The sequence below is a fragment of the Sporosarcina thermotolerans genome, from assembly GCF_030067815.1.
In the GTDB taxonomy this organism is placed as follows: domain Bacteria; phylum Bacillota; class Bacilli; order Bacillales_A; family Planococcaceae; genus Sporosarcina; species Sporosarcina thermotolerans.
Genome location: NZ_CP125968.1, coordinates 995,001 through 1,019,559 on the forward strand (window position 1 = coordinate 995,001; position 24,559 = coordinate 1,019,559).

The 24,559-nt window shown below is 40.8% G+C and carries 21 protein-coding genes, 7 pseudogenes and 1 riboswitch; of the genes and pseudogenes, 21 read left to right on the forward strand and 7 right to left on the reverse strand.

What is annotated here, in order from left to right:
• Nucleotides 1–74 precede the first annotated feature (74 nt).
• The 4 genes and pseudogenes from tsaE to tsaD all read left to right on the forward strand — a co-directional run bounded on the left by tsaE (nt 75) and on the right by tsaD (nt 2,708).
• Nucleotides 75–529 (forward strand): annotated as a pseudogene (tsaE, locus tag QNH10_RS05655) (tRNA (adenosine(37)-N6)-threonylcarbamoyltransferase complex ATPase subunit type 1 TsaE).
• Nucleotides 526–1,236, forward strand: a complete 711-nt coding sequence (gene tsaB / locus QNH10_RS05660) for a tRNA (adenosine(37)-N6)-threonylcarbamoyltransferase complex dimerization subunit type 1 TsaB (protein WP_283733835.1) — start codon at nt 526–528, stop codon at nt 1,234–1,236. The pseudogene tsaE and the gene tsaB overlap by 4 nt, the downstream one beginning before the upstream one ends.
• A 1-nt stretch (nt 1,237) precedes the next feature.
• Complete coding sequence (rimI, locus tag QNH10_RS05665; RefSeq protein ID WP_283734574.1) at nt 1,238–1,687, forward strand: ribosomal protein S18-alanine N-acetyltransferase; 450 nt, start codon at nt 1,238–1,240, stop codon at nt 1,685–1,687.
• Nucleotides 1,687–2,708 (forward strand): annotated as a pseudogene (gene tsaD / locus QNH10_RS05670) (tRNA (adenosine(37)-N6)-threonylcarbamoyltransferase complex transferase subunit TsaD). The gene rimI and the pseudogene tsaD overlap by 1 nt, the downstream one beginning before the upstream one ends.
• A gap of 322 nt (nt 2,709–3,030) precedes the next feature.
• On the opposite strand, the pseudogene QNH10_RS05675 reads toward tsaD, so the two are convergent.
• Nucleotides 3,031–4,963: pseudogene (locus tag QNH10_RS05675) on the reverse strand (ABC-F family ATP-binding cassette domain-containing protein).
• Between the two features lie 174 nt (nt 4,964–5,137).
• On the opposite strand from QNH10_RS05675, the gene QNH10_RS05680 reads away from it, so the two are divergent.
• From QNH10_RS05680 to QNH10_RS05695, 5 genes and pseudogenes are all read left to right on the forward strand, one after another.
• Entirely contained in the window at nt 5,138–5,785 is a 648-nt protein-coding gene (locus QNH10_RS05680; RefSeq protein WP_283733836.1) for a redox-sensing transcriptional repressor Rex, read from the forward strand.
• 68 nt (nt 5,786–5,853) lie between these two features.
• Nucleotides 5,854–6,048, forward strand: a complete 195-nt coding sequence (locus tag QNH10_RS05685; protein ID WP_283733837.1) for a twin-arginine translocase TatA/TatE family subunit — start codon at nt 5,854–5,856, stop codon at nt 6,046–6,048.
• A 17-nt stretch (nt 6,049–6,065) separates the two neighbouring features.
• Nucleotides 6,066–6,152: pseudogene (locus QNH10_RS20490) on the forward strand (twin-arginine translocase subunit TatC); the annotation flags it as partial.
• 61 nt (nt 6,153–6,213) lie between these two features.
• Nucleotides 6,214–6,858 (forward strand): twin-arginine translocase subunit TatC, encoded by a 645-nt coding sequence (gene tatC, locus QNH10_RS05690; RefSeq protein WP_347178000.1) that lies wholly within the window; start codon nt 6,214–6,216, stop codon nt 6,856–6,858.
• A 152-nt stretch (nt 6,859–7,010) separates the two neighbouring features.
• Complete coding sequence (locus QNH10_RS05695) at nt 7,011–7,643, forward strand: YIP1 family protein (protein ID WP_283733838.1); 633 nt, start codon at nt 7,011–7,013, stop codon at nt 7,641–7,643.
• Between the two features lie 42 nt (nt 7,644–7,685).
• Here QNH10_RS05695 and QNH10_RS05700 read toward each other — a convergent pair whose 3' ends face one another.
• Complete coding sequence (locus QNH10_RS05700; RefSeq protein WP_283733839.1) at nt 7,686–8,423, reverse strand: CPBP family intramembrane glutamic endopeptidase; 738 nt, start codon at nt 8,421–8,423, stop codon at nt 7,686–7,688.
• 179 nt (nt 8,424–8,602) lie between these two features.
• Between QNH10_RS05700 and groES the strand changes: the two genes are divergently transcribed.
• On the forward strand, nt 8,603–8,887 hold the full coding sequence (gene groES, locus QNH10_RS05705; RefSeq protein ID WP_283733840.1) for a co-chaperone GroES: 285 nt from the start codon (nt 8,603–8,605) through the stop codon (nt 8,885–8,887).
• A 50-nt stretch (nt 8,888–8,937) separates the two neighbouring features.
• Complete coding sequence (gene groL, locus QNH10_RS05710) at nt 8,938–10,563, forward strand: chaperonin GroEL (RefSeq protein WP_283733841.1); 1,626 nt, start codon at nt 8,938–8,940, stop codon at nt 10,561–10,563.
• A gap of 235 nt (nt 10,564–10,798) precedes the next feature.
• Here groL and tatA read toward each other — a convergent pair whose 3' ends face one another.
• Together tatA and tatC (QNH10_RS05720) are read right to left on the reverse strand one after the other, a co-directional pair.
• Nucleotides 10,799–11,005, reverse strand: a complete 207-nt coding sequence (gene tatA, locus QNH10_RS05715; protein ID WP_283733842.1) for a twin-arginine translocase TatA/TatE family subunit — start codon at nt 11,003–11,005, stop codon at nt 10,799–10,801.
• A 79-nt stretch (nt 11,006–11,084) separates the two neighbouring features.
• Nucleotides 11,085–11,840, reverse strand: coding sequence for a twin-arginine translocase subunit TatC (tatC, locus tag QNH10_RS05720; protein WP_283733843.1), 756 nt, complete (start codon nt 11,838–11,840; stop codon nt 11,085–11,087).
• Between the two features lie 826 nt (nt 11,841–12,666).
• Between tatC (QNH10_RS05720) and QNH10_RS20495 the strand changes: the two genes are divergently transcribed.
• From QNH10_RS20495 to QNH10_RS05765, 10 genes and pseudogenes are all read left to right on the forward strand, one after another.
• Nucleotides 12,667–13,074 (forward strand): gluconate 2-dehydrogenase subunit 3 family protein, encoded by a 408-nt coding sequence (locus QNH10_RS20495; RefSeq protein WP_347178001.1) that lies wholly within the window; start codon nt 12,667–12,669, stop codon nt 13,072–13,074.
• Nucleotides 12,996–13,424, forward strand: coding sequence for a gluconate 2-dehydrogenase subunit 3 family protein (locus QNH10_RS20500; protein ID WP_347178002.1), 429 nt, complete (start codon nt 12,996–12,998; stop codon nt 13,422–13,424). Before QNH10_RS20495 ends, QNH10_RS20500 begins: the two co-directional genes overlap by 79 nt.
• Nucleotides 13,425–13,475: 51 nt before the next feature.
• Nucleotides 13,476–15,220 (forward strand): annotated as a pseudogene (locus QNH10_RS05730) (GMC family oxidoreductase).
• A 239-nt stretch (nt 15,221–15,459) separates the two neighbouring features.
• Entirely contained in the window at nt 15,460–16,227 is a 768-nt protein-coding gene (locus tag QNH10_RS05735; RefSeq protein ID WP_283733844.1) for a hypothetical protein, read from the forward strand.
• A pseudogene (locus tag QNH10_RS05740) lies at nt 16,224–16,870 on the forward strand (Na+/H+ antiporter NhaC family protein). The gene QNH10_RS05735 and the pseudogene QNH10_RS05740 overlap by 4 nt, the downstream one beginning before the upstream one ends.
• Before the next feature lie 362 nt (nt 16,871–17,232).
• Nucleotides 17,233–17,333, forward strand: a riboswitch (purine riboswitch).
• Between the two features lie 118 nt (nt 17,334–17,451).
• Nucleotides 17,452–18,600 (forward strand): BMP family lipoprotein, encoded by a 1,149-nt coding sequence (locus tag QNH10_RS05745; RefSeq protein ID WP_283733845.1) that lies wholly within the window; start codon nt 17,452–17,454, stop codon nt 18,598–18,600.
• Between the two features lie 111 nt (nt 18,601–18,711).
• On the forward strand, nt 18,712–20,244 hold the full coding sequence (locus QNH10_RS05750; RefSeq protein ID WP_283733846.1) for an ABC transporter ATP-binding protein: 1,533 nt from the start codon (nt 18,712–18,714) through the stop codon (nt 20,242–20,244).
• Nucleotides 20,237–21,388 carry an ABC transporter permease gene (locus QNH10_RS05755; RefSeq protein ID WP_283733847.1) on the forward strand — a complete coding sequence of 384 codons (1,152 nt, stop codon included), beginning with the start codon at nt 20,237–20,239 and terminating at the stop codon, nt 21,386–21,388. The genes QNH10_RS05750 and QNH10_RS05755 overlap by 8 nt, the downstream gene beginning before the upstream one ends.
• Before the next feature lie 51 nt (nt 21,389–21,439).
• Nucleotides 21,440–22,245, forward strand: a pseudogene (locus tag QNH10_RS05760) (ABC transporter permease).
• Nucleotides 22,191–22,346, forward strand: a complete 156-nt coding sequence (locus QNH10_RS05765) for a hypothetical protein (protein ID WP_283733849.1) — start codon at nt 22,191–22,193, stop codon at nt 22,344–22,346. The pseudogene QNH10_RS05760 and the gene QNH10_RS05765 overlap by 55 nt, the downstream one beginning before the upstream one ends.
• A gap of 418 nt (nt 22,347–22,764) precedes the next feature.
• Here the strand turns inward: QNH10_RS05765 and QNH10_RS05770 are convergent, their stop codons facing one another.
• Genes QNH10_RS05770 through QNH10_RS05780 form a run of 3 tightly spaced genes read right to left on the reverse strand, consistent with a single transcriptional unit; the run spans nt 22,765 to nt 24,552 of the window.
• Complete coding sequence (locus tag QNH10_RS05770; protein ID WP_283733850.1) at nt 22,765–23,514, reverse strand: PHP domain-containing protein; 750 nt, start codon at nt 23,512–23,514, stop codon at nt 22,765–22,767.
• A gap of 32 nt (nt 23,515–23,546) precedes the next feature.
• Nucleotides 23,547–24,374: an energy-coupling factor transporter transmembrane component T family protein gene (locus QNH10_RS05775; RefSeq protein WP_283733851.1), complete on the reverse strand. Its 828-nt coding sequence runs from the start codon at nt 24,372–24,374 to the stop codon at nt 23,547–23,549.
• Nucleotides 24,358–24,552, reverse strand: a complete 195-nt coding sequence (locus QNH10_RS05780; protein WP_283733852.1) for a hypothetical protein — start codon at nt 24,550–24,552, stop codon at nt 24,358–24,360. Before QNH10_RS05780 ends, QNH10_RS05775 begins: the two co-directional genes overlap by 17 nt.
• Nucleotides 24,553–24,559 lie beyond the last annotated feature (7 nt).

Consider the following 24,559-nt stretch of genomic DNA (forward strand, 5'->3'; position numbering starts at 1 on the left):
AACCCCAATACTTTCAGTAACATCTTATTTTCGGTACACTAACTATAATAAAGTGGAGATGAAAGGAAATTACTATGACTATAGAATTTGATGTTCATTCCCAAGAGGAAACTGAACAAATTGCTAAGAAATTAGCGGGATTGCTTTCACCTCCAGACGTCATAACGTTGGAAGGTGATCTGGGTGCCGGTAAAACGACTTTCACGAAAGCGTTGGCAAAGGGATTAGGCATCACTCGGACCGTAAACAGCCCCACTTTTACAATCCTCAAACAGTATGAAGGAGAGGATTTCCTTTTCAATCATCTTGATGTCTATCGTTTGGCGGATAGTGATGAGGATCTCGGTTGGGATGAACTATTTTACGGGGATGCAATCTCAGTCGTAGAATGGGCGCATTTGATAGAAGATGATCTTCCAAGTGAGCGACTCGAAATCCAGTTACAACATACCGGGATACTTCAAGAAAGCTTTTGTTCGTCCCTAAAGGTAGACGTTATGAAAAGATTTGTGAGGCGATGACAGTATGATATGGTTAGGAATAGATACAGCTAATACACCTTTGTCTGTCGCAATCGTGAAAGACGGGGCGATTTTAGCTGAGGTGAATTCTTCGATGGCGGTCAATCATTCTTTACGTGCGATGCCGGTTATTGAAGAATTATTTGAGACCGTGCAATTGAAACCGAAAGATATTGATGCGATTGCAGTTTCTGAAGGACCGGGATCGTATACAGGTGTCCGAATTGGGGTGACGATTGCGAAGACGTTGGCATGGACGTTGAAAAAACCTCTTGTAGGTGTTTCAAGCCTTAAAACATTGGCGGCTAACGCTATTTATTTTAATGGCCTTATTTGCCCGGTTGTGGACGCAAGAAGGAATAATGTGTATGCGGGCGTTTATGAAAATATCGATGGTGCGCTTGTCGCAATTCACGAAGATCGTCACCTTGGAATTGAAGCTTTGCTCGATTCGTTAGGTGAATTAGACTGTCCCGTTTTGTTCATCGGTAAGGACGTTGGCATGTATGAAGAGCTGATTACGAACAGATTGAAGGAGAATTCGGTGATTGCTCCTTTTCCAATGAACCTGCCACGTGCGTCGTCGTTGATTTACATAGCGCAGCAATCTGGACATGAAGAGAATACACATGCATTTACACCGGAATACCGCAGGATTGCTGAGGCAGAAGCAAATTGGTTGATGCAGCAAACGAAGGAAAAAGGCAGTGAGTAATGTGACAAATGGAATCCAATATCGAAAAATGACCGTTGACGACATTCCGGCTGTTGTCAAAATCGAGCATGAGGCGTTTACGACTCCGTGGTCGCATGAGATTTTTGAACATGAGATGTTAGGGAATGATTATGCCCATTATATTGTCGCGGTTCAAGATGACGAGGTCATTGGACATTGTGGTATGTGGGTTGTACTCGATGAATGTCATATTACAAATGTTGCTGTCAGGAAGCGTTTGAGAGGCCAGGGAATCGGTGAGGCATTGATGCGCAAGGCGATTGAGCTGTGTAAGGTGAATGAGGTGAGGTTGATGACGCTTGAGGTGCGAGTGTCGAACCATACAGCACAAAACCTGTATAGGAAGTTAGGCTTCCAGGATGGCGGTATACGGAAAAACTATTATACGGACGACCATGAAGATGCGCTCGTCATGTGGGTGGAATTTTAATGGATAAAGATATTTATATATTAGGTATTGAAACGAGCTGTGATGAAACGGCGGCTTCTGTCATTAAGAATGGCCATGAAATTATATCAAATATTGTCGCTTCACAGATCCAAAGTCAGCAACGATTCGGTGGAGTTGTACCCGAAATTGCTTCGCGACACCATGTCGAACAAATCACGCTTGTTATTGAAGGAGCATTGTTGGCAGCGAATCTTGAGCCGGCTGATTTGGATGCTGTTGCTGTGACGGAGGGTCCGGGACTTGTCGGTGCGCTTTTGATCGGCATTAATGCGGCGAAGGCTTTTGCGTTTGCGAATGGATTGCCGATTATTGGTGTCCACCATATTGCTGGGCATATTTACGCCAATCAATTAATGCAGCCAATGGAGTTTCCGCTCCTTGCGCTCATCGTTTCAGGAGGCCATACAGAGCTTGTATTGATGGAAGGGCATGGGTCCTTTAAATTGATCGGGAGACGCGTGATGATGCCGCAGGAGAAGCTTACGACAAGGTGGCTCGCGTACTCGGCTTGCCGTATCCCGGCGGGCCTGCGATTGATAAGCTCGCGCTTGAAAGCGATGATGCGGTTGAATTCCCAAGGGCTTGGCTTGAGCGGGAATCATATGATTTCAGCTTCAGTGGTTTAAAATCGGCAGTTATCAATTATAAGCATAATCTTGAGCAAAAAGGTGGTACAATCGTGCCATCTCATGTGGCTGCTGGTTTTCAGCAAAGTGTTGTCGAAGTTCTAACAGCAAAAACATTGAAGGCCGCGAAAGAATATAATGTGAAGCAAGTGATCGCGGCGGGTGGAGTTGCAGCGAATAAAGGGCTGCGTGCTTCGCTCGAAATGACCTTTGAAAAAGAGGGAATTCATTTTTATGTCCCCCCTATCTCTCTATGTACGGATAATGCAGCGATGATTGCTGCAGCTGGAACTGCAATGTTCATGGATGGAAAACGTGGAAATATGGAAATGAACGGGCGCCCGGGTATGCCTCTTGCATCTTGGAGCAAATAAGTGATGGAAATCGTCGAGTCTTGACGATTTCCGTTTTTATTTGGCCTTTAAATGGATTCTTTTGTCAAGAGGGAACGTTCGTACTTATGCACATTTGTTAGTAAGTTGTGGATAATTATTCGACAATTGTGTATTAGCCGTCCAGGTTTTGGATAACTATGTGGGTAAAACAAGTTTTAATTGTGGACAACGTGGATAACTATGTGAATATCCTATAGTATCAATGTTTATGATGTGAATAAGATTGTGGAAAAGGAAATTCACGTTTGTCGAAAACATAAAAATGCTGTCGAATCGGCGCCATACCTTTCGACAGCATTTATTATGCTTGTAAATGTAAATTCTCCAACTCTTCTTGGAGGACCAACCATTCTTCTGATTGCTCATCATGCTTCATTTGCAATGAATCGATCTGCTCTTGAAGTTCCATTAGTTTAATATGGTCATCAGCGAATTCGGGCCGCAAGAGCTCCTCCTGCAAACCTGCTATCTCTTCATCCATTTTAGCTAATGTAGTTTCAATTTCGGCAATTGCCCTTGTCAGTCGGCGTTCTTGCCTTTTGAACTCTTTGTCATCTTCGTTGCGCTTGTTTTTCGTTTGGATCTTTTGTTGTGACGAAGACTCCTCCGCCTTTAACTCGGCAATCTCTGTTTTCTTCTCGATGAAATAATCGTAATCGCCAAGATACTCCGTAACACCAGTTTTAGCGACATCGATAACCTTCGTCGCAATCCGGTTGATGAAGTAACGGTCATGCGAAACAAAAAGGATTGTTCCTGGAAAGTCATCCAATGCATTCTCCAGTACTTCTTTGCTATCGAGGTCAAGATGGTTTGTCGGTTCGTCAAGGATAAGCGTATTCGATTTTTGGAGCATAAGCTTCGCTAATGAAAGGCGCGCTTTTCCCCACCGGATAACGATGTCACTGGTTTTTCGACATCTTCCCCTGTAAAGAGGAAGCGTCCTAACACAGTGCGGACATCCTTTTCATTCATCATCGGCCACTCGTCCCAAAGCTCCTAGAACTGTCCCGTACCGATGATCGTCGCCTGGTTTTGATCATAATATCCGAACTGGACATTCGTGCCATAGCGGATTGTCCCATCTAATGGTTCCTGCATTTTCACAATCGTCTTAAGTAATGTCGATTTACCGATCCCATTCGGACCTAATATGGCGATGCGGTCGCCTTTGTAGGCATGCATATTAATGTTTTCGGAAACAGGTTTGTCATTGTAGCCGACTGCGATATTTTCAAGTTTCAGCACATCATTCCCACTTGGCCTTTCGATTGAGAATGAAAAGCTTGCGGACCGTTCATCCCCGTCAGGCGAATCCATCCATTCGGTCCGTTCAAGGAGCTTCCGTCGGCTTTTCGCCATTTTAGAAGTGGACGCACGAGCGATATTCCGTTGAATGAACTCTTCAAGTTTTGCTTTCTCGCTGGATTCACGTTCATACAGTTTCTTATCGCGCTCGTAGTTCTTTGCTTTTTCATCCAAATACGCACTATAGTTTCCGACATACTTCGTCACTTTCCGTCTAGACACTTCATACGTGATCGTCACGATCTGGTCGAGGAAGTATCGGTCATGCGAAACGATTAGAATCGCTCCTTCATAAGAGACGAGATATTTTTCAAGCCAGCCAAGCGTCTCGATATCTAAATGGTTCGTTGGCTCGTCCAATATGAGGAGGTCCGGTTTGCTTAGCAGCATCTTTGCGAGAGCTAAGCGTGTTTTTTGCCCGCCCGAAAGAAGATTGACTTTTTTCTCGTAGTCATCTGGATAAAACCGCATGCCGTGCAGGACGGAACGCATGTCAGATTCATATTGATACCCTCCCGAATCCTTGAATTCGATTTGGAGAGCGTCATACTCCTTCATGACTCGTTCGTATTCTTCAGTATTCCCGTATACAGCGGATCCGCCATTTGTGCTTCAAGCCTACGGAGTTTTTGCTCCATTGATAGCATTGGTTCGAAAACGGTCATCATTTCTGCCCAAACTGTACGGGAAGAGTCGATGCCTGCGTGTTGTTCAAGATACCCTATCTGCACGTCCTTTGGCATGATAATGTCGCCGGAATCCGCCGTCATCTCTCGCGCAATAATTTTAAGCAATGTGGATTTACCTGCTCCGTTGCGGCCGACGAGCGCGACTCTGTCACGATGTTGTACTTCGAGTCGCACGTTTTCCAATATATCAGTTCCTGAAAAGGATTTAGTTAGTCCGTTCACTTGTAAAACAATCATTCAGCACACCTCTATTCATACATTAAGTTTAATCGAATGAAGAGACGCGCGCAATGGTCGGCTTTACATCAATCATTTTCTGCTGTACGATAGAAATTGTTCGGACTAATTCAGGAAAGTCCTAATTTAAATGTGTGAAATCCCGACTTAATTCAATGGGGCAGGAGGTAGGAAATGTCTGAAGTAACTCCAAGAATTCCGCAGGCGACATCGAAACGCCTTCCTTTATATTATAGATTCCTAAAAGGCTTCTCGAATGCTGGTAAACGTGTTTCTTCTAGTGAATTGAGCGAAGTGATGAAAATTGATGCCGCTACGATTCGCCGGGATTTTTCCCATTTCGGTGCGCTTGGAAGAAAAGGGTATGGCTATGATGTAGATGACCTGCTTCATTTCTTCCGTCAGACGCTTGATCAGGATGAAGAGACAGACGTCGCATTAATCGGCGTCGGCGGTTTAGGGAGTGCATTTCTGAAATACAACTTCCAGAAAACCCATAATACGCGGATTGTAATAGCGTTCGACCCAAAAGCATCGAAGGAAGGTAGAATCGTCAGTAACATCCCTGTATATCATCCGGATATGATGGAAGAGAAGTTACAAGAGATGGGCATTAACATCGTAATTCTAACTGTTCCAGCAAACGTAGCCCAAGATACAGCGGATCGTCTCGCCGAAATAGAAGTGAAAGGGATATTAAACTTCACACCGGCTCGTCTGACAGTGCCAGATTGGATGCGTGTACATACGATTGATTTATCTGCAGAGTTGCAGACATTGATTTATTTTATAAAAAATGACGTAAAAGATTCACAATTATAAACGGCTTGTCAATAGTAATACAAGCTGTTTTCATGTAAAATAGACAACAGACGAAGGAGGTGTCCGAAATGGCTCCAGGTATAGGCAGTTTAATTATAATTGCAATTATTGCTTTGTTAGTTTTTGGACCGAAGAAGTTGCCTGAAATCGGTAAAGCGTTTGGCTCTTCATTACGTGAATTCAAGAATGCAACCAAGGGACTTGCTTCGGATGATGAAGATACAGTAAAGAAAGTTGAAGATAAGAAAAACGACGTGCAGTAAGTAAGGATGTCTGTCCTATGAAAGAGAAAAATTTAACTGTCATTGAGCATATAGAAGAAATTAGAAAACGGCTGATAGTAATCGTCGTTTTCTTTGTTATTGCGGTAATTGGTAGCTTTTTCGCCGCTAAACCAGTTATTGAGTTTTTACTGAATGAGGGAGGATATGATGAGTTCCACATTCAATGTTGTCGATCCAATCGTCATTTACTTGAAAGTCATCATCTTCCTTGCGGTCGTCATTATTTCACCGATCATCATGTACCAGTTCTGGTCGTTCGTATCGCCAGGCCTTCAGGAAACTGAGCGGAAAGTGACTTTAAGCTATATCCCGTTTGCATTCATCCTGTTTATAGTCGGAATAGGATTCTCGTATTTTATCCTCGTCCCATTCGTTATGAATTTCATGATGGATTTATCGGGGGAATTGGGAATAACGCAAACAGTAGGTATCAATCAATATTTCACATTCCTATTCCAGATTTTGATTCCGTTTGGGGTCATCTTCCAATTGCCAATCGTTCTCTTATTTTTATCAAGACTTGGTATATTGGATCCTGCGAAGTTAGTGAAAATCAGGAAATATTCATATTTTGTTCTATTTGTAGTTGCGGCGTTCATCACACCGCCTGATATTATGTCCCATTTGTTAGTGACCGTCCCGTTGTTCATCCTTTACGAAATCAGCATCGTTATCTGCCGAGTCGGGTATCGAAAGTTCTTGAAGGCGGAAGAGAAGCGGAAGCTTGAGGAGATAAAGGCGGAGCAACAGCGGCAAATTGATGAAGTGATGGGGAATTTGGAGAAATAAATCGGCAAGCCCTTTTTTCGGATAAGTATTCCGGAAAAAGGGCTTTTTTGTAATGAAATCAGATGTCAATTTCTGTATGATAAAAGAAGTAGCGTACTGAAGAGGGCATGCTCTTACATAGTATATACCATTGAAAAGGGGGAAGATGTTGTATGAATCCGTTGTTATCCATATGGAATCAGCCGACAAAGACTTTGGAGTACTTGCTTGAGAAGAAGTCGGTCGGGTATGGGGTTTTTATTTTACTATTAGGTTCAATCAGTACCGGTTCGATTGCCTTGGCACCGACCGGTTGGTTTAGTGGCTTGCCAGCGTATTTAATCGTTATATTTTCAATTATACTGACATTCTCTGGTGCTTTGTTAGGTTGGGTGATTATGGCTGCGCTGTATACATGGATTGGAAAATGGCTTGGAGGAACAGGAAAGTTTTCTGAAATGATCCATGTCACGCCAGCGTCAACAATTCTGACTATCTATCTTGCTCCGATGAATTATCTTATTCTTGCTATATATGGTTCTCGACTATTCGAAGTACCTACGGAGAATTTTGGTGTTACCAATCTGCCGCTTGGCGTATATTTCTTGATGAACATCGTCATGATTGGCGTTGGGATTTACGGTATAGTAATCATGAGTAAAGGTATTGGCCTTGTCCATAAATTCTCTGCATTGCGTGGATTCGGCGTTGTTGCAATTCTTATGGGTATTGGCATAGTGTTCGCGATAATCTTTTCAATAGTTATTGGCATTCTCCTATTTTCGTTGTTTACGACGATTGGATGAACTGAAAAACGACTTCCCAATGTGGGAAGTCGTTTTTCGGTTTCATTGCAACAAGAAGATGAATGCTTGCTTGATACTCTCAGGCTGTTTGAAGACTTCAGGATTTAACTGGACAATGACGGCGAAGCTGTTCATTAACAGATGCGAAATCATCGGCGCTAAAATGCTTTTCGTATGGTAATAAAGGAAAGCGAACACGAGTCCCGGAATCATATAGAGAATTGTATGATTGAGCTCGCCATGGACGACCGAGAAAAGGAATGCGCTGATAAGGGCGGCGACCCAGAAATTTGTTTTCGTATAAATGCCTCCGAACAAAATTCGTCTGAATACAATCTCCTCAAACAACGGTGCGAAAATGACGATTGAAACAATAACAATCGGCGACATTCTCGCAACCTCCCCTAAGAGGGCAGTGTTATCGGAGCCAGGCATGACGCCAAATGCCATCTCGATGATGGCAGCGATCATTTGGCCAGCCATCGCCATGAACAATCCAAGGACCCCCCAAAGAATTGTCTTTCCAATAGAAGCTTTTTTTCCTGTCTTAAAGATATCCCAGAACTTTTTATTCCGTGTCGTCATGAATAAAATAAAAGGTGCCGCAATGATGTTCACGATAAAAAGACCCCATGCGAAGCCGTAAAATTTAGCGTCCGCTTCCTCCATGCCTGATGTATGGTGGAAATAATTGATCATCCCTTTAGCAACAGGGACACTTGCAAATTGCATCGCAATGTAGATTGCGATGATCCATATGTAGATTTTCCAGTATTTCATAGTACAACGCCCTTTCTCTTAGTGTTCATTTTAGCGTTTTAAAAGAAGTTTAGCAAAGAGAAAAGAAGCGAGTATTTTGCTTGCAATTTTTGGGCAACTTTATTATGATATTAAATGTATTAGCACTCATGCTTACTGAGTGCTAAAAAGAAAAGATAATGCTGAGGAGGTTGTTTCACTTGTTGAAACCATTAGGTGACCGTATCGTAATCGAACTGATCGAAGCAGAAGAAAAAACGTCAAGTGGTATCGTACTACCGGATTCTGCAAAAGAGAAACCGCAAGAGGGTAAAGTTGTTGCGGCAGGTACTGGACGAGTTCTTGAAAACGGCCAGCGTGTTGACTTGGAAGTAAAAGAAGGCGACCGCATCATCTTCTCAAAATATGCTGGTACTGAAGTTAAATATGAAGGAAATGAATATTTGATCCTGCGTGAAAGCGACGTTCTTGCCGTTATCGGTTAATTAAACGCGCTTATATAAAGACAACATACAAAATAGGAGGGTATTCATAAATGGCTAAAGAAATTAAATTCAATGAAGACGCGCGCAGCGCAATGCTTCGTGGTGTAGATACACTTGCTGACGCTGTTAAAGTGACGCTTGGACCAAAGGGACGAAACGTCGTTCTTGAAAGAAAATTCGGTTCACCGCTTATTACTAATGACGGTGTAACGATCGCAAAAGAAATCGAACTTGAAGACGCATTCGAAAACATGGGTGCGAAACTTGTTGCGGAAGTTGCTTCCAAAACAAATGAAATCGCTGGTGACGGTACAACAACAGCGACAGTTCTTGCACAAGCGATGATTCGTGAAGGTTTAAAAAACGTAACGGCTGGCGCAAACCCTGTCGGTATCCGTAAAGGGATTGAACAAGCAGTTGCAACCGCTGTTGAATCATTAAAAGGTATTTCTGATGAAATCGAAAGCAAGCAAGAAATCGCACAAGTTGCTGCAATCTCTTCAGGCGACGAAGCAGTCGGCGAATTGATCGCTGAAGCAATGGAGCGCGTTGGAAACGATGGCGTCATCACAATCGAAGAGTCGAAAGGCTTCACGACTGAGCTTGACGTTGTAGAAGGTATGCAATTTGATCGCGGTTATGCATCTGCATATATGGCTACTGATACAGACAAAATGGAAGCAGTTCTCGATAACCCTTACATCTTAATCACAGATAAAAAGATTTCTAATATCCAAGAAATCCTTCCAGTTCTTGAGCAAGTCGTTCAACAAGGCAAGCCATTGTTGATGATTGCTGAAGACGTAGAAGGCGAAGCACTTGCAACACTTGTTGTGAATAAGCTTCGTGGAACGTTCAACGCAGTTGCTGTTAAAGCACCTGGTTTCGGTGATCGTCGTAAAGCAATGCTTGAAGACATTGCAATCCTTACAGGTGGAGAAGTCATTACTGAGGATCTCGGTCTTGACCTTAAATCCGCTGATATTACTCAACTTGGAAGAGCTGCAAAAGTTGTTGTTACAAAAGATCACACAACAATCGTTGAAGGAAATGGCGATGCAGGGCAAATCGCATCACGCGTTAGCCAAATCCGCGTACAACTTGAAGAAACAACTTCTGAGTTCGACAAAGAGAAGCTGCAAGAGCGCCTTGCGAAACTTGCTGGCGGCGTAGCAGTTATCAAAGTCGGTGCAGCAACTGAAACAGAATTGAAAGAGCGTAAACTTCGCATCGAAGACGCGTTGAACTCAACTCGTGCGGCTGTTGAAGAAGGAATCGTATCTGGTGGTGGTACGGCACTTATCAACGTATACACGAAGGTTGAATCACTTCTTGAAAGCACAGAAGGCGACGTCGCAACTGGTGTGAAGATTGTCCTTCGCGCACTTGAAGAGCCAGTTCGTCAAATCGCGAACAACGCTGGCCTTGAAGGCTCAATCGTAGTTGACCGCCTAAAACGCGAAGAAGTCGGCATCGGTTTCAACGCAGCAAACGGCGAGTGGGTTAACATGATGCAAGCCGGTATCTTAGACCCAACTAAAGTAACTCGTTCAGCACTTCAAAATGCAGCATCTGTGGCGGCAATGTTCTTATCGACAGAAGCTGTTGTAGCAGATCTACCAGAACCACCAGGTGCAGGCATGCCTGACATGGGTGGAATGGGCGGAATGATGTAATTAAGAAAAGCTCCAGCGGCTAATGATCCAAGGGGATAGCCGCTGGAGCTAGACATACAACGTAACAAAAAGAAGCTCCTCACAAGTCATTAGACTTGTGAGGAGCTTCTTTTTTGGACCACATTCAAATAAAATTAAACAGCCAATCGCCGGATCAATACCGACAACTGGCTGTTTCATCAGGTGTTTATTAACTGACTCAAAAAAGGTGGTTCATACCAATCAACAACGGTTTTTATGAAACCTTCTTCTTATCTGTTGATTCTTTTTCGTCTATTTTAAATTCATCTGCAACGTCGTCAACAATATCTTTTGTTGAGTTTTTGAATTCTTTTAACGTTTGTCCAACAGCTTTTCCTAACTGTGGTAATTTAGACGGTCCGAAAATAATTAAAGCGATAACGAGAATGATGATTAATCCTGGTACACCAATACTTGGCATGGTTGTTCCTCCTTAGAATTGACTTACTTATGAAGTTTGTATCACTATAACACTTCTGATAAAACGACGCATTGTAAACTTATTCCTTCAAACTTTCCTCTTGTTTTTTCTCCTTGGCCAGCTTTCTCTTAAGAGATACACTAGACACCCAAATACTGATTTCAAACAAAAGCAATAAAGGAATAATGATCAAGATATCCGAGACGAAATCTGGCGGAGAAATTGACACACCTACGACGACGAGGATAAAATAAGAAATCTTTCTCATTTTCCTTAACTTATCAGGTGTAACAATACCCAACTTTGTTAAGAACAATATCACTACAGGTAATTCAAATACGATACCTACAGGAATGAGAAGGTTAAACATAAAAGAGAAGTATTGCTTCATGCCATATGTTTCAATTGCACCTATGGATTCATTGATATTTGCCATGAAGTTTAGCATCAAAGGAAATAATAGGAAATAACTAAAACTAATCCCCGCTAAAAACAGCAAGAAAGAAACAGGGATAAAAATAATTGTTCCTTTGGATTCTTCCTTAGATAATCCAGGTTTTACAAATAACCATGTTTGGTACAATGCGATTGGTAACGTAATCAGTAAGGATAAAACTAAAGCACAGCTTAAATAAATCATTAGTCCATCCGTATAACCGAATACGTTCCATTCCACACGAGCGGCTGTAGGCTGCGATTTAATCAGAGTTAATAATTTTTGTGCGAGACTAAAACCTATTATCAACGTAACGATAAATGTCACAGAAACAATAATTAGCCGTTTTCTAAGCTCTGTTAAATGCTCTACAAGAGTGTACTCTGGTTCTTGTTCCATGATTCTTACCACCCACTATCTTAAATGGAAGTTATATACTTTCGTGTAAATAGAAAAAACTAGTTCGTCGTCTTGTTACAAAGTGATACTAGTGAGCGAAAAGTACCGCTTCTCGTCCATTATATTATAGACATCAAAATTGTACAAAGGTTTGTTTTTTCAGAAATCTGGACAACTGAATCTATTAGTATTTTTAATGAATAAAGAAAATTTAGAATGATGGACTGACTGAGGAAACCAGTGTTTTTAACTATGGTAAGCATTTACAGGGCGGGAAGACATGGAAACAAAACAATATTTTGAAATTATAAACTTGTGACAAACTCATGAAATAAATTAATAAATGTAGTAGAATAAGAATCATTGTTTCCTACTCCAAAAGGTCTATATATGAGCAGATTTCTTAATTGCTATTACGCAGCGAGCTTCCGGCGATTGAAGATAGAAAGCGGCCATCTGCGACGGAAATAAACCCTTTTAGTGTTGAAACAAAAAATCATAAGAACGGAGAATGAGAGTGTCCCAATATAGTAAGGAAGAGCTGAAATTTGTTTTACAAGCTCTTTTGCCACTTTGTATAATTGGAGGATTAGCTACTTTTCTTATTTCTAATTCCGGTGGGTTTCCATGGTTTACGCTTTTAGGTACAGCAATTGGTCTGTCAATTATTATTCTTTGTGGGTAGGAAGAAAATACAGTATTTTTGCAGCTTCTCTCATAATAGGAGCGGCAACTTTTACTCCACTTTACAACTGGAGTACGATTTTTTGATGTCTCATATTTACTTAGGTAAATAATTTAGAAAATTGAATTTGGAGGTTTTAACATGTCAACAAAAGATGAGAAAAATTCACTTTTAGATAAACGTTCTTCTCGACGGAACTTTCTAAAGAATTCGGGGCTTACAGTCGGTGGACTGATTGCCGGTGGTGCACTTGGTAGTCTATTAGTGGAGAACGATGCTTCCACTACAGACGTCCAATCTGAACCTCATAAGACTTTTGAAAATCCAAATGTCGCATTAATGTATTTTACACCTGAACAATACCGTATTACGGAGGCGGCGACGGAAAGAATTTTCCCGAAGGATCATAATGGTCCAGGAGCTAAAGAATTATTAGTAGCTTATTATATTGATCACCAACTGGCAGGCGGATGGGTACAGGTACAAAAGAATACACGTCAGGACCTTTCTATCCGGGCGAATCAACTCAAGGTTATCAAGGCCGTCTAAACAGACAACAAATCTTTGAAATCGGGTTGAAAGCTATACAGGACCTCAGTGTAAAAACATACGACAACCGATTTGAAAAGCTTTCTGAAGAAGAGCAAGATGCGATTCTAACCGAGTTTGCAGAAGGGAAAGTAGAACTAATCGGGATGAAATCTGATTACTTCTTTGGTGTGTTACGCTCTGCAACCCTTGAAGGTGCATATGCTGACCCATTATACGGAGGTAATGCAAATATGGAAGGTTGGAAGATGAAGAACTTCCCAGGACACCAAATGAGCTTCCTCAATATTATTGAAGATGAATTCAAGGTGATCGAACCAGCAGCGTTAAATTCTCAACATAGTCACTAATCTTGATAGATAACATAATGTAAGGTATTTACGATTGAGGAGGAAATACGGATGGTTAAAAAATTACCAAAAACAGATGTCGTTATTGTTGGTGTTGGTTGGGCTGGGGGCATTATCGCTTCTGAGCTTACAAAAAAAGGTTACCAAGTAGTTGGATTAGAACGAGGAAAAGATAGAAAAATGGAAGATTATTTCATGGCGCATGATGAACTCAGATATGCGATTCGACATGAAATGATGCAAGATCTATCGAAAGAAACGATTACGTTCCGTAACAATGAAAAAATGCGTTCTCTCCCAATGAGACAATACGGATCATTTTTACTTGGCGTAGGTGTAGGCGGCGCGGAACACACTGGAATGGGCAAAACTTCCGTTTCCTTCCGTATGATTTTGAGATGCGTAGTGAAACGATTAAAAAATATGGTGCAGACAAAATCCCAGCTGATATGACAATCCAAGACTGGGGTATAACGTATGATGAAATTGAGCCTTACTATGACCAGTACGAAAAAATGGCCGGAATTTCTGGTGAGGATAACCCATTAGGAGGACCACGTTCAAATCCGTTCCCTACTGGTCCGATGAAAAAAACGCAAGCGATGCAATTATTTGATAAAGCAACAAAGAATATGGGTCTACATCCATATGTTCAACCTTCTGCGAACTTGTCGGAAAACTATACAAACCCAGACGGAATTTCTCGTGTAGCTTGTCAGTACTGTGGATTCTGTGAGCGTTTCGGTTGTGAGTACGGAGCAAAAGCTGACCCACTCGTAACTGTACTTCCAGTTGCTAAAGCAACAGGTAACTTCGAAGTTAGACCTCACTCTGAAGTTCGCCGTATCTTGAAAGATGGAGATAAAGTAACGGGTGTTGTATATGTAGACATGAATACAGGCGAGGAATTCGAACAACCAGCTGATGTTGTCGTATTGACAAGTTATGTATTTTCGAACGTTCGACTTCTTCTACTATCTGAAATTGGTAGACCATATAACCCGACTACTGGTACTGGTGTTATCGGGAAAAACTATGCATACCAAATCCGTAAAGGGAGAGCAACAGGATTCTTCGACGAGCAAAAGTTCAATAACTTTGCTGGAGCAGGTGGCTTAGGAATGATCGTTGATGATTATAATGGCGACAACTTCGACCACACTGATTTGGACTTTATCCACGGTGGGATGATCATCCTTGGACAAACTGGACTACGACCGATTGCTAATAACCGAATCCCTTCAGGTACACCAACTTGGGGTAAAGAATTTAAAGATGTATCGTTGAAATATACGAATGCAGCGTTAACGGTTAGTGGTGAAGGTGCATCCATGGCTTACAAACAACACTTCTTAGATTTAGACCCTGTTTACAAAGACCCATTCGGTGATCCATTAGTTCGAATCACTTTCGACTTTGAAGAACAAGACCGTCAATTGACAGCATTCTTGGCTGATAAATGTGAAGCGATCCTTAAAGAAATGGGCGCAGATCATATCGATACGAGCAGAGAACTCGGACCATATAACGTTGCTGAATACCAGTCAACGCATAATACAGGTGGCGTCATCATGGGTGCAGATCCTGAAACATCTGCAGTCAATAGCTATCTTCAAATGTGGGATGTAGACAATCTGTTCGTTGTAGGAGCTTCTGCATTCCCACAAAACGCAGGTTATAACCCTACAGGTACAGTTGGAGCACTTTCTTACCGTGCTGCTGAAGGAATTATCAAGTTCTTCGAAAACAATGGCGGCCAACTGGTAGAAGCAAAAAAAGGAAAACAACACGTTTAATAGTACGCCTTTCATCAATTCGTTGAATTGATGAAAGGCTTTTTTAATCGAATAAATCACCATTTTTCGATGGTGTTAATGTACAGACTGTTGTTCATTGTTCACAAATCAAAAATTTTCATTGTCATTCCTTAACAATGAAGCAGTTTTTAATTGGCTATAAGGTCTAACGACTCAAGCGCAATAAGATTGTACAATAAGTTTACATCTTTACAAATAAAACCTAATGGAGGTACCAAATGGAAAAAGAAAAGAACATCAAAAAGAAGTTTCAACTTCCGCATATTTATGTAATTCTGTTTATATTTAGTGCGCTGGCGGCCATTTCGACTTACTTTATTCCTGCAGGTCAATTTGAGCGTGTACCAGGTCCTGATGGAAGAACAGCGATTGATCCGAACTCTTTTACAGAAGTGGAAGCTACACCAATTGGTATAGCTGATTTCCTTACTGTTATTCCGCGTGGATTGATCGACGCCGGGGAGATCGTATTTTTCACGTTTATTATCGGCGGTATGTTTGCGGTGCTGAAGGCAACCGGAATCATTGAAGTTGTTGTGGACAGGCTGGCAAACCGTTTTGCAAAAAATAGTATTTTATTGATCCCAATCTTAACGACAGTATTTGCAATCGGGGCAACATTAATCGGAACCCCTGAGCTATCGCTCGTTTATATTCCTGTCATTATGCCATTAATCATCGCCTTAGGGTATGATTCCATTGTGGCTGCATCGATTGCGCTTGTCGGTACGGTTGTCGGATTTACTACCGGAGTTTTAAATCCAATTAACGTAGGATTGTCTCAGAAAATCGTAGGTGTCCCGGTGTTTTCAGGATTGCCGTTGCGTTTAGCTCTCTTCGTTATTTGTATATCGATAGGGATTTTCTTCATCATGCGTTATGCAAAAAAGGTACAGCAGAATCCTTTAAACAGCTATGTATATGAAGATGACCAAGAAAAAGGGAACTTTACAAGCAGAAAGGTAAAATTGAAGCGAAAAGCATGAACACAAGACAAAAGTATGCTTCAATTGCTGCTTTCATCTTCCTTGGGATTTTAGTATATGGTGTGCTTCAACAAGGTTGGTTCATGGTAGAGATGGCAGGACTGTTTATCTTTATGGGGGCTGTCGTCGGCCTGATTGCAGGATTGAACGCTACCCAAATTTCTAACGCGTTTACGGATGGATTCCGTGAAGTGCTTATGGGAGCCATTATTGTTGGTCTTGCCCGTTCTGTCGCTGTTGTGCTTGAGGACGGACAAATCATGGATTCGATCGTTCATAGCTTAGGTTCATTGGTTGGCGAGATGCCATCCGTTCTCGGTGCAGTAGGTATGTATCTCGTACAGCTCTCGATTAACTTTATCATCCCGTCTGGAAGTGGACAGGCCTTAGTCACAATGCCAATCATGGGGCCACTTGCAGACATGATCGGCGTAACAAGACAGACGGCAGTACTTGCGTTCCAGTTCGGGACGGCTTTGCTCATATTCTATTCCCGACGTCTGGTTACTTTATGGCTGCACTTGTTATCGCCGGTGTATCTTGGCAAAAATGGATTCGTTTCTATATGCCGCTATTCCTCGTGTTCTCTGCAATTGGTGTTGTCACATTAGTGGTTGCTCAATTGATTCAATACACGGGCTGAGGGCATTTGAAATAAGCATGAAGAATGAGTGGTTATTCGGACGATTTTGTCGTCTGGATAACCACTTTTTTTGATTGAAACATCGGTGATTGTCTTCATTCCTTTTACCAGTAATTTTATACGTACCGAATAATTACTATTAAAAATATAACAATTTGAACAAAAATAATTATAAGAAAAGACTCGCTTTTCTACAACTAATTCAAATTAGTTGTTTGTATACACTCTGAAATTCATCCGGAATTTACTCATAAGTATATTTCTTTATAAATAATCAGTAAATTAACGAATATTGATGCTTTTTCTATAGAAATTGTTCGTGTTTTATTGACAGCAAGAAAGGCTGGTGATACTATGAGTATGTAAAAAATAAATATTTTTCTCGTATAATGTTGGGGATAAGGCCCAAAGTTTCTACCAAGCTGCCGTAAATAGCTTGACTACGAGGTTGTGTATATACAATAGCGATAAATACCTTATTTATTTCTATTGTCTACCTTCCTGACGTCAAGCACCGGTACCCAATCGGTGCTTTTTATTTTTTACAAATACACAACAAGATTACAGGGAGGATCATTTCAATGAATAGTACAAAGAAATTTGCAATGGTATTACTTATTGCTTTTATGACTGTTGTTATGGCCGCTTGCGGAAGTAACGCAGCTGATAAAAAGGAAGATAAGGCTGGAAATAGCGAAGACGGATTGAAAATTGCTATCGTAACAAGCCCTTCTGGCGTTGATGATGGTAACTTTAATGAAGATAACTATAACGGCATCTTGAAGTTTATCGAAAATAATCCAACAGCAACAGTAAAATCAGTTAAAGAACCAACAGGTGATCCAGCTGCAGCTGTACAAGCTGTTGCCGATATTGTGGCAGATTATGATGTAATTGTTACACCTGGATTCCAATTTGCTGGAGTTTCTAGCATCGCTGTAGAAAACCCTGATAAGATCTTCATCATGAATGACACTGAGCCAGCTCCTGTAGATGGCCAAACTGAGTTCGATAATATCTATGCGATGAACTTCGCAGAACAAGAAAGTGGTTTCTTTGCAGGAATGGCTGCAGCACTTGAAACTAAGACAAACAAAGTAGCAGTTGTAAATGGCATTGCTTATCCTTCAAATGTTAACTATCAATTTGGTTTTGAGTCAGGCGTAAATTACGCGAATAAAGTTTATGGAAAAAGTGTTGAACTCGTTGAACTATCTGGATATGCAGGTACTGACGTTACTGGTGCTGATGTTGGTGGTAACTATGCAGGATCCTTTGCGGATGAAGCAACAGGTAAAGTAATCGGTAACGCTTTAATCAAACAAGGTGTAGATATCCTCTTCGTTGCTGCAGGCGGCACTGGAAATGGTGTATTCACGGCAGCTAAGGAAGCTAAAAATGATGTAAAAGTAATTGGTGTAGACGTTGACCAATATGATGACGGTTCAAACGGTTCTGAAAATATCGTATTGACATCTGCTGTAAAATTCATGGCTATGAACATTGAAAAATCATTGAATTCTGTTGCTGATGGATCCTTCAAAGGCGGTAACGTTGTTCTTTATGCAGATACAGAGTCAACTGGTTTTATCAAAGAAGAAGGTCGTCACCAATTATCTGAGGATACGCTAAACAAATTGAATGAGGCGTACGAGTTAGTGAAAGATGGCACGATCGTACCTGCATCCAATTTTAATGGAAACACTCCAGAAGAGTTTCCAGGACTATAAGATTAATTAGAGACACAATGACAATAGAAGTTTATCAGTTCATTAATCGAATGATTAGGGAATGATGAACTTCTATTATTTTTCCACTTATTGTGAGGAAGGAGAAGAAAGATGTCTGATTATATCGTAGAGATGAAACAGATTACGAAACGTTTCCCTGGAATCGTAGCAAATGATGACGTATCCATTGGCATTAAAAAGGGAGAAATATTTGCCTTGCTTGGTGAAAATGGTGCAGGCAAATCAACGTTGATGAGTATTCTGAGTGGAATGTACGAACCCGATGAAGGAGAAATCTATATTCGGGGAGAGAAGGTTCAAATCAGTTCGCCAAACCATGCAGCAAACCTTAACATCGGGATGGTCCACCAGCATTTTAAGTTAGTCGAAGATTATTCGATTACAGAGAATATCATATTAGGGGTCGAGCCCATCAGTAAATTTGCCGGTCTCTTTCCATATGTAGGTATTCGGAATGCCAATCGTAAAGTTGAGGAACTGTCCAAGAACTTCGGCTTGGAAGTGGATCCTACGAAAAAAATTGCCGATCTTACAGTTTCCATGCAACAACGAGTAGAAATTTTGAAAGTGCTTTATCGTGAAGCAGAAATCCTTATTTTCGATGAACCAACAGCAGTTCTAACGCCTCAAGAAATCGAATTTTTGTTAGGTATTATCGAAGGTCTACGAAACAGTGGAAAAACAATCATTTTAATTACACATAAATTAGAAGAAATTAAGAAAGTAGCCGATCGTTGTGCCGTATTGAACAAAGGTAAGTTGATTGATGTATTGGATGTGAAGACAACATCGGTCAATCTTATGGCTCAATTAATGGTTGGTAGAGAAGTAAATTTTGAATCGGAAAAGGCACCTGCAGAGTTTAAAGAGGAAGTACTGAAAGTAGAACAGTTAACCGTGAAAAATGAGGATGGATTTGAAGTCGTCAAAGACGTTTCCTTTACAATACACAGTGGTGAAATTTTTGCGATTGCGGGCGTTGCGGATAATGGACAAGTTGAAATAGCGGATGCCATTGCCGGTTTGACTAAAGCAAGCGGCGGAAAGATATTCCTCAATGGACAGGACATTACGAATGACAGTATAAGAAACAGAACTGAATCTGGAATCTCTTATATACCTGAAGATAGACAAAGATTTGGACTGTTTTTGGACTTTGATTTATCAACGAACATAGGTTCAAAGCAGTACTACAAGAAGCCTTTTTCCAATAAAGGAATATTGAATAAACAGGAATTTGATCAATTTGGCAGTCAGATGATTGATAAATATGACATTCGAAGTGGACAAGGCATTAAGACGCAGGTCCGTTCGATGAGTGGCGGGAACCAGCAAAAGGCCATCATTGCTCGTGAAATCGAATTGCAATCCCCGCTCATGATTTTCGTTCAGCCAACACGTGGAGTAGATATTGGTGCGATCGAAAATATTCATAAGATGATGATAGAACAACGTGATCAAGGGAAAGCGATCCTATTGGTTTCGCTCGAGTTAGACGAAATTATGAATGTAGCGGATACGATCGGCGTGATCTATAATGGCCAACTTCAAAAAGTTGCAAGCAGTGAATCATTAACGACGAATGAAGTCGGCGAATATATGATGGGGGCTAAGCATGAGTAAAGATAAAAAGAAAACAAGCTTAAGTTATCGTCTGTTTTGGCCAATACGGAATGAGAAATGGCAACCGATCACAATTCCGGTAGTCTCTATACTTGTCAGCTTTATTGTTGCGGCTATCGTCATACTGTTGCTTGGCAAAAATCCGATTCAAGCATTTTACAATTTGTTCCAAGGGGCAGGAATCTTCCCTAAGGCAACGTACGCTGGTTATAAGAGCTTGCTGACTGACTTTCTGAGTTTGTTAGACGCTATGACGCCACTTGTATTTGCCAGTTTGGCGGTGGCAGTTGCACTTCGAGCGGGCCTATTTAATATCGGGGTTTCGGGTCAAATGCTCTTCTCCGGTTTCTTAGCAACCATTATTGTTGGCTACAGTGGGTTAGATGCAATCATTGCTAAGCCGCTTGTGTTGCTAATCGGAATGGTTGCAGGAGGATTGATGGGCGGTCTTGTTGGGTGGTTAAAATATAAGTTTAACATTCATGAAGTTGTAACTACGATTATGCTAAATTACATCGCTCAGTACGTGATAAGCTTCTTCATTCATATGTATTATATTGACCCGGTTTCAAGACAATCCAAATACATTACGGAAGCAGCAAGATTGACGTTAGTAAATGTTGAGTTTGCAAACCTGAAAATGGATATTCCATTGGGCTTTATTTTGGCCATTGTAGTAGCGATTTTCATCAAGTTTCTTTTAGACAAAACTGTCGTTGGTCTTGAAATTAAAGCAGTAGGATCCAACCGAGATGCGGCGAAGTATACAGGGATAAAGGTCGGAAGCAATATGGTCTTAGCCATGATCATTTCAGGAGGTTTGGCTGGTCTCGCAGGTGTGACGTATTATTTAGGTGATTTTGCTTCCATTCAACCAAAGGTATTAACAAGTATCGGTTTTGACTCCATTGCGGTAGCACTATTGGGGAACTCCCATCCGATCGGGATTATTTTTTCATCCTTCTTAGTATCGATTATTGACCAAGGAAGTACGTATATGAGTTCACAGGCTGGGATTAGACAGGAAATTGCTTCTGTGATCATCGGGTTAATCCTATTGTTTAGTGCATGTGGAGCGTACGTAAAGCATAAAGTCAGCCGCTTGAAGGAAAAAGAAGTGGATCGAAAGGACAGTGAATCATAGATGGATACGATTATTATTGATGGATTATCCTTTGCTCTGCCTCTTTTTATCATGGCAATAGGCGGTATATATAGTGAAAAAAGTGGAGTTACCAATTTAGCACTTGAAGGCTTTCAAGGTTTTGGGGCATTCATCGGGGCTATGTCAGCTGTGTTAATTGCAAATGCTTCAGGAGCAGCTATTGAAGATATGTTCTATGTCGCATTACTATTTGCGATGATTGGCGGGATGGGTTTTTCCATGATTCATGCCGTATTAAGTATTAAATTTAAGGCAAATCAAGTAATCAGCGGTGTTGTCATCAATATTTTGGCGCTGGCTCTAACGACTTTCTCAACAACACAGATCAATGCGCTTGTATTCGGAGCGGCTTCGGACAAGTTCCGATTGGGCGTATCGGAGCGTTTTACAATTGACGGTTTAGCCAATATACCGGTGATTGGTGCGGTATTTACGGATGTGTATCCGTTCGAAGTGATCATCATTGTGATTGCTATTTTTGCTTGGTATGTATTGTATAAAACGAAGTTCGGATTACGCTTAAGAGCGAGTGGGAGAATCCTCAATCCGTTGACGCAGCAGGCGTAAATGTATATAAAATACGATTTTCCGCGGTGCTTATATCTGGAATGCTATCGGGTCTCGCTGGTATGTGTTTTGCCTATTCCATTTCAGCCCAATTTTCTTCAGGCATTTATATGGGATATGGATTCTTAGCCATTGCAGCATTAATCTTTGGTAACTGGAGAATTCTCCCGACGTTAGCAGCTTGTCTATTATTTGGTTTTGCTAAATCCGGGGAATGTTTATCGCACAGGCGATGGCATTGCCAAGCAGTTTCACTGATTTATTCATGATACTACCGTATGTACTAACGTTATTGTTATTGATCTTCTTTTCTAAATCAAATCGTGCTCCGAGAGCGTTAGGTGAGATTTATGATAAAGGGAAGAGATAGATAAATTCTTTACCAAATAAGAAGAAGCTTCTCATAAGTCATTGAACTTGTGAGGAGCTTCTTTTTAGACTATCAATATCTTTTGTAGAGTTTTTAATTAGTGATTAAGCTTCTGGTTTCTTTTTACCCATCGAGTCAAATAATTGTGTAGATGATAAAGCATTGAACGGCATAGATGCAGTATGTTTAATGCCTTGATTGTATGTTGCGATCAAGACTTTTAAAAGAACAGATAATGCAGTTGCTGCTGTCTATTCTGAAACATTGCTCCGGTTTCTAACGACCGAGCTTTCTCCCGTACTTACTTTCAAGAGGTTTAAGATTTCTTCCCCAGGTAAGTTGATTGGCTTCTATGTGTATTTATATAATCTTTATTGAATTGTCATAAATGCGTGCTGCACAGGCACCGTTCACTAGTTTAAACTGTGATGGTTTGTTTTATCATTTTTTTAACTTGATTTGCAGCTTTAACCTTGATATCTATGCAGGGTGAAATTCTTGTTTCATAATCTCCTTTTTGAATCGTAGACCTTAATTCATCAATGGATTCACATTCTGGGAATTCGTTTATAATTGACCCGTATTGCAGTTGGTGGTGGGTATCACTTCCACCAACGACAGGAACATTATACTGACTAGCGAATGTGCGAACACGTTCTTCTATTTCATTTCCATACGTATATAAATCTTTACCATTTAAGTCAAAGGCATCGAATTGCTTTAATACGGAAGAATCATGATGTTCCCAAGGTGTCGATTCGCGTAAAGGATGTGCCCCAATCTTTAATACATTAAAATCAGCCAGTAATTCAATGAGATCTTTTACTGGAAGGAAATTTTCCTCTTTTTGATGGGCTAGAAGTAAACGAGCAATGGTTAAAATGTCGTCTCGAGACCCAATAACAAGGAAATGTCCCGTTTCTTTTACGTCAATTTCTAAGCCACAGAATACTTTCATTCCTTCGATTTCATAATACTCTCCCTTGTATGGGAATTCCTTTTGTAGTGTTTCGTATAAATCGATAATATTCTTAGAGTTAAAATGCTCCGTGATTGCTAGAGCGGTAAGTCCACTTTCCTTTGCTTCCTGCATTTTTCCCTTGAAAACCTCAAGGGAAACCGTTATTTTCTTTGCTAAATTTGCATGGGTGTGAAAATCAATATACATGTAAAAACTCCTTTCGATTTAAATCTACGAACTTATGTTGGAAAAACATCTCCGGCCCATAAAATAAGTAGAAGAATAGTGAGTTGTGTGATGATAAATATATAATCTTTCGTCCTGACTTTTAAATAGGATAATTTATTTTTTTTTGCGACGGAACTGTGTAGTGAATAAGAGAAGCCGCGTACTTCTAACGCTTCTACTGTCAATCTTGTTCGTTTAGCGATGTTTAACATTAATGGGTAGAATGATTGAATCACTACTTTTATATAGTAGTAAACGATGCGCCATTTGAGAAAACCATGTTTTTCTGGAGTCTTCCCACGTAAACGAAAAGATTGGAAAATTTGGTGATACTCATCCAATAAAATCGGTAGCATTCTATAACCATAGGAAACGGCAAAACTAAATTGAGCTGGTACCTTTAAGCTTAGCAACCCGTCACTTAAACGTTCGGGACTCATGCTTGCAAAGACCGAGACACTTGCAATCGACATGATGAAAAGTTTCATCGAAAACGTGAGCAATGGCAGAATCGTTTCGAATGTTCCTCCACCAAAAATAAGGGATACAATGAATAGCGTAAAGAGTTCGGTGATGATACCAATTCCGAGTAATGTAAGGATTAACGGACTTACTCTTGAAATGACAGCTAAGAAAGTTGTATATGCAATGATTAAGAGCAAAATGGTATTATTAAAAGTAAACCATGGTAAGATACTGACCGTTAAATACCAAAACATTAGTACTCTAGGGTCAATTTTTGCCATATAGACATCAGGTTTTCCGAAGGCGGTTTTAATTAATTCGAGCTTAATCGTTTGGACATTTAGAACGTCTTTAATTTTATCCGTTAGCTCCAATTACTTGAACCTCCTTTACCCTTCCAACAAATTCCTCCACAGATAATGCCGGGTGAATATTTAGTTCCAAACTTAACTCGGCAATTTGCGGTAACTTCAGTCCGGCGCTTTTCCAAACCTCAATTCGTTCAAATAGTGCCCGTGGTGTACCGTCAAATACGACTTTTCCATGTTCCATTACGATG

What these genes read in the sequence shown, in the direction of transcription:
- QNH10_RS05765 (WP_283733849.1), top strand. Translation starts at nt 22,191, where the DNA reads ATGTTTATCGCACAGGCGATGGCATTGCCAAGCAGTTTCACTGATTTA.
- tsaB (WP_283733835.1), top strand. Translation starts at nt 526, where the DNA reads ATGATATGGTTAGGAATAGATACAGCTAATACACCTTTGTCTGTCGCA.
- QNH10_RS05685 (WP_283733837.1), top strand. Translation starts at nt 5,854, where the DNA reads ATGGCTCCAGGTATAGGCAGTTTAATTATAATTGCAATTATTGCTTTG.
- QNH10_RS05745 (WP_283733845.1), top strand. Translation starts at nt 17,452, where the DNA reads ATGAATAGTACAAAGAAATTTGCAATGGTATTACTTATTGCTTTTATG.
- QNH10_RS20495 (WP_347178001.1), top strand. Translation starts at nt 12,667, where the DNA reads ATGTCAACAAAAGATGAGAAAAATTCACTTTTAGATAAACGTTCTTCT.
- tatA (WP_283733842.1), bottom strand. Translation starts at nt 11,005, where the DNA reads ATGCCAAGTATTGGTGTACCAGGATTAATCATCATTCTCGTTATCGCT.
- QNH10_RS05695 (WP_283733838.1), top strand. Translation starts at nt 7,011, where the DNA reads ATGAATCCGTTGTTATCCATATGGAATCAGCCGACAAAGACTTTGGAG.
- tatC (WP_283733843.1), bottom strand. Translation starts at nt 11,840, where the DNA reads ATGGAACAAGAACCAGAGTACACTCTTGTAGAGCATTTAACAGAGCTT.
- QNH10_RS05735 (WP_283733844.1), top strand. Translation starts at nt 15,460, where the DNA reads ATGGAAAAAGAAAAGAACATCAAAAAGAAGTTTCAACTTCCGCATATT.
- QNH10_RS05780 (WP_283733852.1), bottom strand. Translation starts at nt 24,552, where the DNA reads ATGGAACATGGAAAAGTCGTATTTGACGGTACACCACGGGCACTATTT.
- QNH10_RS05755 (WP_283733847.1), top strand. Translation starts at nt 20,237, where the DNA reads ATGAGTAAAGATAAAAAGAAAACAAGCTTAAGTTATCGTCTGTTTTGG.
- QNH10_RS05700 (WP_283733839.1), bottom strand. Translation starts at nt 8,423, where the DNA reads ATGAAATACTGGAAAATCTACATATGGATCATCGCAATCTACATTGCG.
- groL (WP_283733841.1), top strand. Translation starts at nt 8,938, where the DNA reads ATGGCTAAAGAAATTAAATTCAATGAAGACGCGCGCAGCGCAATGCTT.
- QNH10_RS05750 (WP_283733846.1), top strand. Translation starts at nt 18,712, where the DNA reads ATGTCTGATTATATCGTAGAGATGAAACAGATTACGAAACGTTTCCCT.
- tatC (WP_347178000.1), top strand. Translation starts at nt 6,214, where the DNA reads ATGATGAGTTCCACATTCAATGTTGTCGATCCAATCGTCATTTACTTG.
- QNH10_RS05680 (WP_283733836.1), top strand. Translation starts at nt 5,138, where the DNA reads ATGTCTGAAGTAACTCCAAGAATTCCGCAGGCGACATCGAAACGCCTT.
- QNH10_RS05770 (WP_283733850.1), bottom strand. Translation starts at nt 23,514, where the DNA reads ATGTATATTGATTTTCACACCCATGCAAATTTAGCAAAGAAAATAACG.
- QNH10_RS20500 (WP_347178002.1), top strand. Translation starts at nt 12,996, where the DNA reads ATGGGTACAGGTACAAAAGAATACACGTCAGGACCTTTCTATCCGGGC.